The 14,227-nt window shown below is 38.8% G+C and carries 17 protein-coding genes, 1 tRNA gene and 1 rRNA gene; 6 read left to right on the top strand and 13 right to left on the bottom strand.

Features of this window, described 5'->3' with window-relative positions; translation table 11 throughout:
* Positions 1 to 27: 27 nt before the first annotated feature.
* The 5 genes from traN to B9Y81_RS08505 all read left to right on the top strand — a co-directional run bounded on the left by traN (position 28) and on the right by B9Y81_RS08505 (position 3,721).
* The gene (gene traN, locus B9Y81_RS08525; protein ID WP_085536600.1) at positions 28 to 975 is read left to right on the top strand and encodes a conjugative transposon protein TraN; all 948 of its coding nucleotides are present in this window, start codon (positions 28 to 30) and stop codon (positions 973 to 975) included.
* Position 976: 1 nt separating this feature from the next.
* Positions 977 to 1,561 carry a conjugal transfer protein TraO gene (locus tag B9Y81_RS08520; protein ID WP_085536599.1) on the top strand — a complete coding sequence of 195 codons (585 nt, stop codon included), beginning with the start codon at positions 977 to 979 and terminating at the stop codon, positions 1,559 to 1,561.
* A gap of 13 nt (positions 1,562 to 1,574) precedes the next feature.
* Positions 1,575 to 2,093 (top strand): DUF3872 domain-containing protein, encoded by a 519-nt coding sequence (locus tag B9Y81_RS08515; RefSeq protein WP_085536598.1) that lies wholly within the window; start codon positions 1,575 to 1,577, stop codon positions 2,091 to 2,093.
* Between the two features lie 96 nt (positions 2,094 to 2,189).
* Positions 2,190 to 2,786: a M23 family metallopeptidase gene (locus tag B9Y81_RS08510; protein WP_085537731.1), complete on the top strand. Its 597-nt coding sequence runs from the start codon at positions 2,190 to 2,192 to the stop codon at positions 2,784 to 2,786.
* Between the two features lie 104 nt (positions 2,787 to 2,890).
* A complete protein-coding gene (locus tag B9Y81_RS08505) occupies positions 2,891 to 3,721 on the top strand; it encodes an MBL fold metallo-hydrolase (RefSeq protein WP_085536597.1) in 831 nt (276 codons plus the stop codon).
* 169 nt (positions 3,722 to 3,890) lie between these two features.
* On the opposite strand, the gene B9Y81_RS08500 is transcribed toward B9Y81_RS08505, so the two are convergent.
* The 13 genes from B9Y81_RS08500 to B9Y81_RS08440 all read right to left on the bottom strand — a co-directional run bounded on the left by B9Y81_RS08500 (position 3,891) and on the right by B9Y81_RS08440 (position 11,793).
* Positions 3,891 to 4,103 (bottom strand): DUF3873 family protein, encoded by a 213-nt coding sequence (locus B9Y81_RS08500; protein WP_085536596.1) that lies wholly within the window; start codon positions 4,101 to 4,103, stop codon positions 3,891 to 3,893.
* Positions 4,104 to 4,110: 7 nt separating this feature from the next.
* The gene (locus B9Y81_RS08495; RefSeq protein ID WP_085536595.1) at positions 4,111 to 4,593 is read right to left on the bottom strand and encodes a DUF7258 domain-containing protein; all 483 of its coding nucleotides are present in this window, start codon (positions 4,591 to 4,593) and stop codon (positions 4,111 to 4,113) included.
* Positions 4,594 to 4,617: 24 nt separating this feature from the next.
* Positions 4,618 to 5,889 (bottom strand): PcfJ domain-containing protein, encoded by a 1,272-nt coding sequence (locus B9Y81_RS08490; RefSeq protein ID WP_085536594.1) that lies wholly within the window; start codon positions 5,887 to 5,889, stop codon positions 4,618 to 4,620.
* Positions 5,890 to 5,901: 12 nt separating this feature from the next.
* Positions 5,902 to 6,315 (bottom strand): PcfK-like family protein, encoded by a 414-nt coding sequence (locus tag B9Y81_RS08485; RefSeq protein WP_085536593.1) that lies wholly within the window; start codon positions 6,313 to 6,315, stop codon positions 5,902 to 5,904.
* 11 nt (positions 6,316 to 6,326) lie between these two features.
* Positions 6,327 to 6,662: a molybdenum ABC transporter ATP-binding protein gene (locus B9Y81_RS08480; RefSeq protein WP_085536592.1), complete on the bottom strand. Its 336-nt coding sequence runs from the start codon at positions 6,660 to 6,662 to the stop codon at positions 6,327 to 6,329.
* Positions 6,663 to 6,711: 49 nt separating this feature from the next.
* Positions 6,712 to 7,014 carry a hypothetical protein gene (locus B9Y81_RS08475; RefSeq protein WP_085536591.1) on the bottom strand — a complete coding sequence of 101 codons (303 nt, stop codon included), beginning with the start codon at positions 7,012 to 7,014 and terminating at the stop codon, positions 6,712 to 6,714.
* A gap of 22 nt (positions 7,015 to 7,036) precedes the next feature.
* Positions 7,037 to 8,038 carry a fusion protein gene (locus B9Y81_RS08470; RefSeq protein ID WP_085536590.1) on the bottom strand — a complete coding sequence of 334 codons (1,002 nt, stop codon included), beginning with the start codon at positions 8,036 to 8,038 and terminating at the stop codon, positions 7,037 to 7,039.
* A gap of 19 nt (positions 8,039 to 8,057) precedes the next feature.
* Positions 8,058 to 8,291 carry a hypothetical protein gene (locus B9Y81_RS08465; protein WP_085536589.1) on the bottom strand — a complete coding sequence of 78 codons (234 nt, stop codon included), beginning with the start codon at positions 8,289 to 8,291 and terminating at the stop codon, positions 8,058 to 8,060.
* Positions 8,292 to 8,705: 414 nt separating this feature from the next.
* Entirely contained in the window at positions 8,706 to 9,230 is a 525-nt protein-coding gene (locus B9Y81_RS08460) for a hypothetical protein (protein WP_176221467.1), read from the bottom strand.
* A gap of 23 nt (positions 9,231 to 9,253) precedes the next feature.
* Positions 9,254 to 9,673, bottom strand: a complete 420-nt coding sequence (locus B9Y81_RS08455; protein WP_085536588.1) for a virulence RhuM family protein — start codon at positions 9,671 to 9,673, stop codon at positions 9,254 to 9,256.
* Positions 9,674 to 9,678: 5 nt separating this feature from the next.
* Positions 9,679 to 10,194, bottom strand: a complete 516-nt coding sequence (locus B9Y81_RS08450; protein ID WP_085536587.1) for an ORF6N domain-containing protein — start codon at positions 10,192 to 10,194, stop codon at positions 9,679 to 9,681.
* An 11-nt stretch (positions 10,195 to 10,205) separates the two neighbouring features.
* Positions 10,206 to 11,435 carry a site-specific integrase gene (locus B9Y81_RS08445; protein ID WP_085536586.1) on the bottom strand — a complete coding sequence of 410 codons (1,230 nt, stop codon included), beginning with the start codon at positions 11,433 to 11,435 and terminating at the stop codon, positions 10,206 to 10,208.
* A gap of 273 nt (positions 11,436 to 11,708) precedes the next feature.
* A tRNA-Ser gene (locus B9Y81_RS08440) sits at positions 11,709 to 11,793 on the bottom strand.
* A 778-nt stretch (positions 11,794 to 12,571) separates the two neighbouring features.
* On the opposite strand from B9Y81_RS08440, the gene B9Y81_RS08435 reads away from it, so the two are divergent.
* Positions 12,572 to 14,101 (top strand): 16S ribosomal RNA (locus B9Y81_RS08435).
* Positions 14,102 to 14,227: the final 126 nt, after the last annotated feature.

Genomic DNA, 14,227 nt, shown 5'->3' with positions numbered 1-14,227 from the left:
AGTAATAACAATTAAAACAATTTTCGTATGAAACGATTCTTTTTAGCACTCGCACTGGTTGGGTGCATCTTTACTGCAAACGCACAGGAAGTAGAAGTTAAAGAACAAGCTACTTCGACACCCTCAAAAGGGGATTATTTTGACGGTCTGACACGACCGCTGACTTTTAATCGTATGATACCGCCCTATGCACTTGAAGTTACATTTTCAAAAACGGTACATGTCATCTTTCCGGCACCAATCCGCTATGTGGACTTGGGTTCTGCCGACCTGTTGGCAGCCAAAGCGGACGGAGCGGAAAATGTATTGCGAGTGAAAGCGGCACTACGGGACTTCTCTAAGGAGAGCAATCTGGCTGTTATAACCGAAGACGGTGCCTACTACACTTTTAATGTCAAATATGCCGATGAGCCTGTAAAGCTAAGCGTTGAGATGACAGACTTTATCCATGATGGGGAAGCGGTTAACAGACCAAACAACGCAATGGAGATTTACATGAAGGAACTGGGTAGCGAATCGCCTTTACTGGTCAAGCTAATTATGAAATCTATTTATAAGAACGATGACAGGGAGATAAAGCATATCGGTTCCAAGCGCTTCGGCATCCAACATACGCTTAAAGGTTTGTATGTACATAACGGATTGCTGTATTTTCATCTGCAATTGAAAAACTCGTCCAATGTACCGTTTGATGTGGACTATATTACTTTCAAAATCGTCGATAAGAAAGTAGCCAAACGTACCGCCATTCAGGAGCAGGTAATTATACCGCTTCGGGCACACAACAACCTGATGTTGATAGGCGGTAAGAAAATGGAACGCTGCATATTCGCCCTGCCTAAATTCACGATACCTGATGATAAACATCTTGTCATAGAACTATTTGAAAAAGAGGGTGGCCGTCATCAAACCTTTACGGTTGAAAATGCCGACCTCGTAAGAGCCAAAGTTATCAACGAATTAAAAGTGAAATAACATGAAGCGACTGACTATTATATTAACAATTGTGCTTTGCTTCGCCTTTTCGGGCGGAGCATATGCACAGCGTTGTTTGCCAGGTATGAAAGGAATACAGGTAACAGGCGGAATGGTAGATGGTTTCCATTCATCGGACAAAAAGAATGAACTGGGATATTACTTCGGGGCGGCTATGGCTACCTATACCCGAAATGCTAACAAATGGGTATTCGGTACAGAGTACCTGAACCGCTATTATCCATACAAAAAAGACAGGATTCCTGTCAGTCAGTTCACAGTAGAGGGCGGTTATTATTTGAAGTTTCTTTCCGACCATAACAAAGTAGTTCTTTTTTCTTTGGGCGGATCTGCACTTGCCGGATATGAAACAAGCAACTGGGGAGAAAAGACGCTCTTTGATGGTTCTACACTTAGGAATAGCGACCGCTTTATTTATGGGGGTGCAATCACGTTGGAGATGGAAACGTATTTAACCGACCATGTTGTCCTGCTCCTGACTGCCCGTGAACGGGTATTGTTTGGAACAACAACAGGACATTTCCATACCCAGTTCGGATTGGGTTTAAAATTTATTATCAATTAAATACAGCAACAAAATGAAAAAGTTTTTAGCATATTTTTTATACACGCTATTGCTATCGGCAATAGTCTGTGCCTGTAGTGACGATTTGGATATTCAGCAATCTTATTCATTCGATTTCGTATCTATGCCGGTACAGAAAAAAATCGCAGAGGGAGAAACCGCAGAGATTCGATGCCAATTGGTAAAAGAAGGAAATTACGACCAAGCTCGGTTCTTCATCCGATATTTTCAACCTGACGGAAAAGGCGAATTAAAAATGGATGACGGAAGGGTACTCAAACCGAATGACCTTTATCCGTTGAACAAAACAACTTTCAGGCTTTATTATACTTCTCTTTGCGAAGACCAGCAAACTATTGACGTGTATATCGAAGATAATTTCGGGCAGATAGTGCAACGAACATTCAGTTGGCAAAGTGATAAAGTAATAGAAGATAAAGAGGATTCACGAAGAACAGCTTACCATGATTATGTACAGTTACATAGCATTCAACGCCCTTTGTTGGCTTTGGATAGCCCTTTCACTGAATAATGCCCCGACAGACATAGAGCTATGGGGAGAGGAAATAGAGTAACAGAAAAACGCTCGGAGTTTAATTCGGGCGTTTTTCATAACCACATACCAATTATGAGATATGTAATAATATTCTTTGTCGCTTTACTGAATATCCCTGTGTTTGGACAGCAGAATAGTCCTCCAAACAGAAAAGCACAGATAGAGAAGTTGACGGAAAAAATTTACTCTATATATGAGTTTCATCAAATGGCAGATTCTTTGCAGTTATCTATTGATGAACTATGCAACTATCCTGTTATTTTTCCGATTAAGAAACCGCAACGTATTTCATCAGGTTTCGGAATGCGTAAACATCCTATCCGTAAGGTTCGACAATTCCATACAGGCATTGATATTCCACAAGTTAAAGGTACTCCCGTATATGCAACAGGCAATGGGATTGTAAGTCGCAAGGGTTACAGTTCTGGTTACGGTAATTTTATCGAAATTACACATGCTGGCGGTTTTCGCTCATTCTATGCACATTTAAGTAAAACAATGGTAAGTGTAGGGGATTCGGTTAGTATAATTCAACAAATTGCCTGTGTGGGCAATACGGGAATATCAACAGGTAGTCATTTGCATTATGAAATAAGGAAAGGCAATCGTTTCCTGAATCCGATAGAGTGGTGTTATTGTTTTTTCAAAGCATACGAAACCAAATTGTAAAGCGAAAATTCTTATATTTGCACACAGAAAATCAATAGCTTATAAATTACGTGGAGAATAATATTTTTTCCACTTAAGTTATATACATAATACAATAAGACAAAATGATTAAAGTTAAAATATTGGTAGAAAACACAAAAGCAGACAAAGCATTTAAAGCAAAACATGGATTGTCTTTTTATATAGAATATAACGGAAAGTCCCTTATCTTAGATTTAGGGGCTGATGATAAATTTTTATACAATTCTACCTTGATGAATGTTGATGTATCATCTGTGGAAATGCTGATTTTATCTCATAATCATGTTGACCATACGGGAGGACTTGATGCTTTTTGTAAAGTAAATCAAAATGCCGAAATTTATATGTTCGGGAATGTCAACGATATGTACTATACCAAAATCGCTAAGGTTTTTAATTACCCTATAAGCCTAAAATGCAGTCAAATCACAAAAGAACGTATAACATCCTTGACTGGAGACCATCAACTAAATGACTGTGCTTATTTTATTAGGAATAGCGTGAATGAATTTCCCAAACCATCTTTAAATAAGGCTCTTTACATGAGAAATGATGGGAATATAAAACCCGATACATTCCAGCATGAAGGTATTTTAGTTTTAATAGACAATAATGAATTAATTATCTTTAATTCTTGCTCACATAATGGAGTTATCAATTCAATAGAAACGGTTAAGGAGCATTTCCCCGATAAAAAAGTAAGAGCATATATTGGCGGATTTCATTTTTGCAACCCAATATCAAAACAACATGCAACCGATGAAGAATTAAGAGATTTTTCCAATTATTTTCTTGAAAATGAAATAAAATTATTTACCGGGCACTGCACAGGAGAGTATTCATTCAATTATCTCAAGACAATACTTGGAAATAAATTAAATCAAATATATACTGGTCTGGAGTTGGAAGTTTAAGTTTGCATTTTTGTTAAGCTATGAAAATTTTCTATACTGTTGTTCTCAAATAAAATTGTTTCTCCTCAAAACGAATATAGAAACATCAGATAGGGCTTTTTGTTACTTTTTCTCCCCGTCATTTTGGAAAAGTCATGGAAAAAGTAACGGGCGAAAATACGCCCGTCAGTCACTCCTGCTTTTTAGATAGCCATTCATCCCGCTGTTTTCGGCATTCTTCCAACGATTTTGCGACTGTTGAGAATAGTTCTCCGTCTGTATGGCGATAGTCATATTGATAGTATTCCGTTCCTCTGAACGCTCCTGCAATAAAGGTTGTATAGTTCTCTTTGCCTGTTTTACAAACAGAACAGCCGTTGCTGTTGATTGAATTTAGCTTCATATTGTTTTTATTTATAAATGATCTCATAAGTATCTAAAGGCATATTTTGAGTGAGCCACTCTAAAATATGTTCAATATTGTATTCGGAAGTGATAATTGCCGTTATCTCATTTATTTGGGTAAAGCGTGATGACTCATAGCTGTCTATCCATTCTTTGAGATTGACAACACCCCAAGTATTGTAAGATTGAGCAAACATTTGATTAATTTCCATAATAGCCTTTGAGAACGAAACCCGAAGTGTTTGGTACTTGTCGTCAATGATTTCAAGGTGGCGAAGTGAGCCAAAGTCATCCGACAGTCGGGCGAATGCCCAACCGTCTTCGTACAACTGGGTGCCCCATTGGTGAGGTTCATCGTATTGTACTTTCACTTCGGCTGTATGTTCGGATATTTTAATGTCCTCAATAGTTCCCGTTACCATTAATCCCGTGAAAATACACTTGCATCGTTTTCCTATCAGGCTGTCGTTTACTTCTGTTGTTTTCATATCTGTTGAATTTTATCGTTACTATTATGCTGCTAATCGTTCTTCAATGAGTGAAATATTTTGATTCACAAGATTTACAATCCTGTCGTGGTACTTGGTATTCTTGTTGCATATGCCCCTCGATTGGATAACTCGTAATTGAGTGAGTGATACTTCAATGGTTTCAATCTTTTCTCCATCAATGCAAGCGGAAAGGATAAGGCTGTCTTCTTTTGTATGATAACTGCCTACGCAATGGTGCATCAGTTTGCCCTCTAATATGATTTCTGCCACGCTTTCGAGTACACGAACGCTGATAACCCCATCGAAAAATGCAAGTCCGAAAAACTTAGCTTTGGCTTCTCTGTACTCATCTTCTTTCTCTAACTGCTTTTCAAGTTCCTGCTGTGCATCGGCTTTCGCTTTCTTGATTACATAGCGGTCGTGTTCTTTCTTTAGGTCTGTGGGACATACATATTTGGCATTATGCAGGTCTTTCTCGAAGAAGCGAAGCAGGTCGATATAGTCGCACCACATTGTTGCATGTTTGATTTTGTAACCATTGCGAATACAAATGCGGATTGACTGCCAATAGTTGTCGATATTCTTCCAACCTGTGTCCATGATGCGTTTAAATAGCTTGGTATAGCCTGTTTTTAGCAGGGTTTCGGTTCGGCTGTCGATTAGTAAGGTGCGGAACAAGTCTAAAGGTTTTTGTCCGTAAAATGCCTTTTTAAAGCCTGTCCTTTTAATTTCAGGTATTAGTTTTTGACGTGGATAAATAATGTCCGTAAAAATACGGTCGTAAACATCATTCTCTCGGCGAAGTTCTAAAAGGGTGTAATGTATCCACGCATCGTAATACATCGTACCCATTGTTTGCCGAAGTTTGGCGAAAGTGCAGTATTTCCCATCGGGTGCGAGCCAACGTTGCATCACTTCCGAATGTTCGTATTCGGGTAGTTTACCTGTTCTTGCCGTACATTTAACCATGATTGACCGTATTACCTGATAACCCTCACAAGCAGTTATTATAGTCATATAGTAATTGGTTCTGAATACTCGCTTGTTGGTGGTTTTTACTTTCAGTTTGGCTTTACAATTCGGGCAGTCGCAGTCCGTAAGGGTATCAACCAAATAACCAACGCCTTGCCATGAGTGTCCACACTTGGTGCAGGTTATTTTGCCTTTCTCGTTTCTTCGTCCGATATGCTCAATAACGTTATCCTTACTCCATTGGATTTGCTCTTTTGTGAGTTTGGGTAACTTCTTGCTTGCTTCAACTACTCGCTGTTGGAATTTATTTTTTGGTTTCATGGTGGTAATGCTTTAAAAGTCAAACAAACTTGGTTGGGGTGCTAATACTACTTTCTTAGCTTTTTTGACTGGCTGTGTCATTTTCATGTACGCTTCATTTTGTGCCTTTTGTATAGCATCTTGGCGAGCCTGTTCCTTTTCTTCTTCGGTAAGTTCTACAATGTGGTTCACTACTACATGGGCGTTGCTCATCGGAGTACCTATTTCGATTTTATCTTCATCATAATAGTGTACCGCCATGCCGAAAATTTCATCATCATGAAATCCGTTGCAACCGCTTTTCTTAACCTCATTTAGAATGTAGGTAATACAATCGTCTATGTTCTTTTCGGGTTTGGAGTATTGGAGTGCAAACAATACATCCGTTTCTGCACGTTGGTCTAAATATGCCTTTATCGTATTTTTAAAATGATTTGATGCTTTCATGTCTGTTGATTTTATTTTTCTTCAATAATCTTATTTATTCTGCCGTATATCATGGCTCGCAAACTTGTACGGTCTATTGCCTTGTATTCCTGATATTGTCCGTATTGTTTAACTACATACGTTTTGAGTATGTCAGAGAAGTCGAAACGATAGCCTTGCAATGGAATAGCACTTTTGAAATAGGTGTTATGGTTTACTTTTTCGGTTATCCAGTTCTTTTCTTCTCTGGTCAGTTTATTACCTGTATTGAGTTTCTCACGAAGCAGATATGCTTTGGAGTTTTTCAATGTATTCAATTCGGGTACTTCCCATTTAACAAATTTGCTTGCTATTACTGTTGTATTCATTTGTTTGCTGTATTGTGGGGCAGATAGGTTTCTGCCCCTTGTAAAACATTTAAAATCGTATATCCCAACTCCCATTTTTATAAATCCTAAAACTGGCATACTCACAACACAGTTCATGTGATAAAATGCGTATGTAGAGTGTTTCATCTTCTGTTAGCGATTTTATGAGGGTGTTAAATTCTTCTTCGGCGAAACTCCATTTTGAGTAAAATTCGCTCTCGAAGTAGTTGCCGTCTTCGTCCTCATTGACAAAATCTACCTCAAAATTTTCTTCAAGAAAATCCAATACTTTTTTATAGTTCTCTGCATTTTCTGTCTTACAGAAAAGCATATTTGTACACATATTTGCCATGATAATTTGTTTTTTCTTGTTATTAATCTAATCCGAAATAGTATGCTAATCGCTGTTCCTGTGATTTGGAGAATATCCACCCTGCTAACCTCTGTCCGTTGAATGTCAATCGGCTGTTGAACCGTCCGCCCATCGCTCGGAGTTCATCTTTGATAGACTTGGTATCTCCGAATACTGCTACTGCTTTGGCTGAATACTCAACGAGTGTGCAATTTGCTTTGCCTGTGCCGTTTTCATCTGTCGGGGGTGTTGGCGGTGTTTTGTCAGTTTTATTAATATGGATATTATCTTCGTTCCCTGCGGTGTATGCAAATTCCTCGATTGTGCTTTCTCTTTTGTAAACAGGGCATTTTTCAATTATCCACCCATGATATTTGCTTTCTCCCAAATAATAACCTGCACCCATTGAGTATTTTTCTCGGTGTTCATAATCTTCATTATACTCGGCTAAATAGGCGGTTTTCTCGAAATTGGAAGCGTGTTTTCGCATTTCGGAAAAGATGTCCCTTTTGTGGGTGGAAAAGCCTAAAATAACGGTGCGTTGCGTACTGCTTGCGAAATAGTCGGTTTGGCTGTCGCTTTCGTCTTGTTTCAATTTTGCAACGATAACTGCCTGAGCATTTTCAGGAAATATCTCGGCAAAACGTTTGCGACCGATTACTTTTACTTCTTCAACTCGTATGCGTTCTTTTTCTTCTTCGTCTGCTTCCTCTTTGGCTTTGGTTTGTGCTTCCTGAAGTAAGATTGCAACTTCAAAACCGTCCATAAATTGAGGGTTTTCGCTGTCGTAATAAAAACCTATTCCAAATTTTTCTTTTAATGGTCTTATTATTTCTGCTGTGTGAAAGTCTTTTGTAGTGAGATTTATTAACTTGTAAGTAATTCCCCACTGATTTTTTGTAATGTCGTACACTACATATCTATGATAGCTGTAACCCTCCATCTGGATTATCTGATTGACTTCTACGACTTGCTTGGCTCTGTCTATTTCTTTATTTGCTCCTAATAAAAATACTTTGCTCATAACTCTAAATTTTAAGGGGTTATAAAAAAGTCAGCATGAGATACATAAAGGCTATTACAACACCCAATGCAAGCACACAGGAAAGAATACCACGAAGCACGGGAAGAGCCAAATAGAAGCCTGCTAAAGCCCAAATAAACCCTGTTCCCCACACGCAGAACCCTAAAGCCACCAAAGCGATTTTCACAACCAATTTTATGCTAATTGGAAGGTAGGTAGATCGTTGTTTCCTATTTTTTTCTATGCTTCTCATAATTTCTGACTTTTTTTTTATGCCGTATCGGAGCCGGTGAGGAGTGATCGAGTTTCAGGTGCCTGGAGAAAGTAGTGTTTAGCCGTTGTCAAGTTTTTTACGAATAAATACGCTCGCCTGACAAGGAAAGAGGAAGATTTTTCGGAAAACCGCAGGCTTGAACTTGCGACGGCGTTAAGAACACGGAAATACTTTCGCAACTGAACCGATTACACCGAGCCGCTTTAGCATAAGTAGCTAAATGAGGAAGAAATTATACCGAGGGAAGTATAGAAAAAAGGAAATTGAATTATATACTTTGCGTTTATCATTATAATACGCAGAACTTTCCCCACAGAAAGGAAAGTCATAAGCATAAAAAAGCCTGTATCCATTTTTAGATACAGGCTTCATTTTAAAGAATGATATGTGTTTTTATTCGGCTCTTTTCTTGCCGTAATATTTGTTTCCATCAGGAGATAAGTAGAAGTCGAATGTTTCTTCTACGGTTTTTCCTCCAAGAGTAACCGAATATTTACACCTTATGATTACAGAAAGAACATCATTTGCATTTCTGCTGTCATATCCTTGTAAATTATCGGGAGTAAGGTTTTTAAGCGAATCTATCCGATTGTTCATTACGGCAATATCCGCATTGTATTTATCAAATTCGCTTTTCAATTTTGTTTTTGCTTGTAGATCTTCGCTCATTTTCTTAGCCAACTCAATACGATCAATAATGAGTTGTTTGTCTTTGCGGAACTCATCAGTTAGAAATGTGATGCTGTCGGCTACTGTTACAGTACCTTGTTCTTTTAGCTCAATAATCTTCAAATTGACATCCGATGCAGAACCGCCTTTAAGTAGGGATTCGCTAATGGTTTTCTCATAATTGCTTGATGAGTTTGAACCGCATGCAACCATCAACATTGCGATTAGTACATAAATTAGATTTTTCATGACTTTATATTTTATGTTCAAAATCAGTTTAATATAACAGAAGTGAGTTTATTACTATAATTATACACAACCAAAACTTCAGCTTCTCTTTTAGGTTGTGTTCGGGTGTATTCGGTCAGGGCTTTCATAACCCATTCCCTGAACGCTTGTGCTTCAAAAGATGCTGTTCGATAGCTAACAAAAATCAACGTTTCAAGATTGTATAATGTCATTTCGCATCGGCGACCATTATCCTCGTATTTGTGTATTCGTGTAACATCTTCCTTATGTAATAAGCCAGAATTGAATATGCTTCGTAGATTATTGCCAACTGAACTTACAAATACATTCAACAAATCAGCTATCTCATGCTTTGTCATCCACAGGGTGCAATTTACGAGTTTTGCTTCAATAATCAGTTGATTATCTTTATTTTCTTTGATTTTTATATATCCTCGTTCCATAGTAGTTATTCTTTATTTTGAACATTGAATCCGATACGTTTACGGGGTTTACTTTCTTCTTCCTTTTTGGATGCAAGCTCGGTAAGAGCCTGGTAAATGTCGCTAAACTGCATATTGGTTTCTATCATAAAGTCCTCCAATTTTCGATTTAATTCAGCATATCCCAGTGCATATTGGCGTAAGGCAACAAAAGCCCTCATTATAGAAATATTTATGTCGATGGCTTTCTGGCTCCTTAATACAGAAGAAAGCATTGCCACTCCCTGTTCAGAAAAAGCGAATGGTAAAGCCGGACTAAACTTTACTGTTTGGGGTAGGTTATCACAAATTGTGATAACCTCTTGCCATTCGTTTTTTGTTAGTTCAAACATGAAGTCTGAGGGGAAACGGTTTATATTACGTTTTACCGCCTGCTTCAATGCCCTGGTTTCAACTTCATATAACTCTGCGAGATCAAAGTCTAAGATTATTCGTTGCCCTCTTATCTCAAATATCTTATTTTGAATGATTTGTAATTCCATGAGATTAAATTTTAAAGGTTTATATCAAATGTTGTTTCTAAGTCTTTGAGTTTTCCTGCAAATTTTGCCATATCATTGCCTATTTTGGCATCTGTAATTCGGGCATAAATTTGTGTCGTTTTAATATTGGTATGTCCTAACATTTTACTCACACTTTCAATAGACACACCTTTGCTAAGTGTCAGAGTCGCAAACGAATGTCGCGCTAAATGAAATGAAATCTCCTTTTTAATTCCGCACAAATCACCAATTTCCTTCAAGTAAGCATTCATTTTTTGGTTGCTCGGCACTGGAAGAATCATATTTTCGGGAAGCGTACCTTTATATTTGTCCAAAATCTTTTGAGGAATTTCGAGTAAGGGAATATTGAAGCTCACGTCTGTTTTCTCACGCTTGCCCATGATCCAAAGGTTGCCGTCGAATGAAGTGCGAATATTTTCTGCTCGAAGCTTCTTGACATCAATGTATGCCAAACCGCAAAAGCAACTGAAAACAAAAATATCCCGTACCTGTTCCAAGCGTTTGGTGGAGAACTTCTTGTTCATTATTTTGCTAATCTCTTCTTGTGTGAGATAGCCCCGATCAACTTTTTTCAGGCGGATTTTGTAGTTTGCAAATGGATCTGTTTGAATCCACCCGTTGTTTTTTGCAATAATAATGATGCGCTTGAAGAACTGCATAAACTTTGCGGTCGTGTTTGCTCCGCACTTACAGGTGGTCATCAGGTAGACTTCAAAGTCTGTGATGAACATATGGTTTACCTCTTTTAGTGAAATGTCGGATAAGTTGTACTTGGTCTTCAAAAAAGATTGTACGTGCTTTCTCGAAACCTCGTACTTCTGATAGGTGGCTTTTGATTTACTTTTGCCGATAAGGCTAAAGACATCCTCATTGTGCTTTTGGAATAATTCCAGTAAACCCATTTGACTTTGGGACATACCCAAAAATTCGTTTTTGACTTTTTCTGATGTAACAACGCTGTCCCTACGTTGTTGCTCATGATAAATCTTGTGAACTGATGCCTTTATTTCATCCAACAAGGTATTTATTTGTTGAATTTCTTGGGTGCGACCAATAGCTTTCCCGGAATCTACATTCCAATTTTGAGGATTAATTTCCAATTTAGTGCTAAACTGTGAAATTTTGCCATCAACTGTTATTCGTGCAATAATAGGCATTTTGCCATCCTTCCTTATGGCATTTCTTTTCAGGTAGAAAAGGGTCTTAAATGTACTCTTCATAACATTCATTTTTTACATTACAAAATTACTCTTAATGATTCAAAATGAAATGTTTACAGTTATGCCAAATTGCGACAACTCAACGCCAAATTTGGACTTTCTGTGACCTGTTTTGTCTTATTTGGAATAGGTCACGAATTAGTCCCAAAAGTGTGTCTTTTTTTGTCTTTTTGATGGCTTGGCAGGTAGGTCATAAACAATAAAAAAAACCTACAATATGTTGATATTGTAGGTTTTGTCTTACTTTTGGCTATTCTTGTCTTAGCCTTTCAGCGGAGAGACAGGGATTCGAACCCCGGGAACCTCGCGGTTCAACGGTTTTCAAGACCGCCGCAATCGACCACTCTGCCACCTCTCCTTATGTATTATCTACTGCAATTATCTCTTTAATTGCGGTGCAAAGTTAGCTATTGTTTTTATTCTAACAAGTGTTTTTGAGATTTTATTTAAAAATATAGTAATATAAATTACCTAAATATTCTTTAATGCCTGAAATTCAGAAATATATGTTTTGGGATGGTGAGCTGTTTTTGGGGGAGATGATTTAAATGCATTTCGTATTAAGCTGAGGTTGTCATAATAGGTATATAATTCTACTCACCCTCATCTCTTTTAACTTCATTTTTCTTGCTAATATATATGGTATATATACCGTGTGTTTTTGAAAATTGATGTTTTGCTAATCGGACGGATTGTGTAATATGGTTTATAAAGTGCGACATGTTTAATACTCGTTACAACTTGTGTAATTTTATTTATTCTGTAACTATCAGATATTCAGCATTGATTTAAAATAGTTTGTTTTTTTCTTAAAAATAGTCTCTATAATATTTGGATTGTATGTTTTAGAGCACTACTTTTGCACCCGCAATCAGGACGAAGGTTGGGTTGCAAAACGATCTTTGAAAGAATTACATATCAACTAAAAAGTACTACAGTTTTGTCTGTCTGTTTAGCGGTTTATATATTTTATGTATATATATTGTAATAAAATAGATAGTTCAAGATTAAAAAAAGGAAAAGGGAATTTGATAATAAAAAAATTGACTTCCGTTCAAAGACTTAAATACAGGTACTATTCAATAAATCATTATTTAAAAGGAAGATATCCTAGAGCAAAGATATAACAATTTATAACAACGAAGAGTTTGATCCTGGCTCAGGATGAACGCTAGCGACAGGCTTAACACATGCAAGTCGAGGGGCATCAGGGATGTAGCAATACATTTGCTGGCGACCGGCGCACGGGTGAGTAACGCGTATGCAACCTACCTATCAGAGGAGAATAACCCGGCGAAAGTCGGACTAATACTCCATAAAACAGGGGTCCCGCATGGGGATATTTGTTAAAGATTTATCGCTGATAGATGGGCATGCGTTCCATTAGCTTGTTGGTAAGGTAACGGCTTACCAAGGCAACGATGGATAGGGGTTCTGAGAGGAAGGTCCCCCACACTGGTACTGAGACACGGACCAGACTCCTACGGGAGGCAGCAGTGAGGAATATTGGTCAATGGGCGCGAGCCTGAACCAGCCAAGTCGCGTGAAGGATGACGGATCTATGGTTTGTAAACTTCTTTTATACGGGAATAAAGTGCAGTACGTGTACTGTTTTGTATGTACCGTTTTGAATAAGCATCGGCTAACTCCGTGCCAGCAGCCGCGGTAATACGGAGGATGCGAGCGTTATCCGGATTTATTGGGTTTAAAGGGTGCGTAGGTGGTAGATTAAGTCAGCGGTGAAAGTTTGTCGCTCAACGATAAAATTGCCGTTGAAACTGGTTTACTTGAGTATAGTTGAAGTAGGCGGAATGCGTGGTGTAGCGGTGAAATGCTTAGATATCACGCAGAACTCCGATTGCGAAGGCAGCTTACTAAGTTATAACTGACACTGAAGCACGAAAGCGTGGGTATCAAACAGGATTAGATACCCTGGTAGTCCACGCAGTAAACGATGATTACTAGCTGTTTGCGATATATTGTAAGTGGCACAGCGAAAGCGTTAAGTAATCCACCTGGGGAGTACGCCGGCAACGGTGAAACTCAAAGGAATTGACGGGGGCCCGCACAAGCGGAGGAACATGTGGTTTAATTCGATGATACGCGAGGAACCTTACCCGGGATTGAAATGTACCTGACTGTGGTGGAAACATCACTTCTAGCAATAGCAGGTATGTAGGTGCTGCATGGTTGTCGTCAGCTCGTGCCGTGAGGTGTCGGCTTAAGTGCCATAACGAGCGCAACCCTCATTAATAGTTACTAACAGGTTAAGCTGAGGACTCTATTAAGACTGCCGGCGTAAGCTGTGAGGAAGGTGGGGATGACGTCAAATCAGCACGGCCCTTACATCCGGGGCGACACACGTGTTACAATGGTGGGGACAAAGGGCAGCTACCTGGCGACAGGATGCTAATCTCCAAACCCCATCTCAGTTCGGATCGGAGTCTGCAACTCGACTCCGTGAAGCTGGATTCGCTAGTAATCGCGCATCAGCCATGGCGCGGTGAATACGTTCCCGGGCCTTGTACACACCGCCCGTCAAGCCATGGGAGTTGGGGGTACCTGAAGTCCGTAACCGCAAGGATCGGCCTAGGGTAAAACCGATGACTGGGGCTAAGTCGTAACAAGGTAGCCGTACCGGAAGGTGCGGCTGGAACACCTCCTTTCTGGAGCCTTGGATATTTGAGATAGATAGTGGTGAATGGTATAGGTATAAAATGGTAAACGAAACAGGAATGAAAGAATTTATTGTCTTTCTTTTTTCCTTGTACTACAGTTGATAATGTATTAAA

Source organism: Massilibacteroides vaginae (genome assembly GCF_900178525.1).
GTDB classification, from domain to species: Bacteria; Bacteroidota; Bacteroidia; order Bacteroidales; family Tannerellaceae; genus Massilibacteroides; species Massilibacteroides vaginae.
The sequence above is the reverse complement of the archived record's forward strand: the minus strand, read 5'-3'. Positions and strand labels throughout refer to the sequence as shown.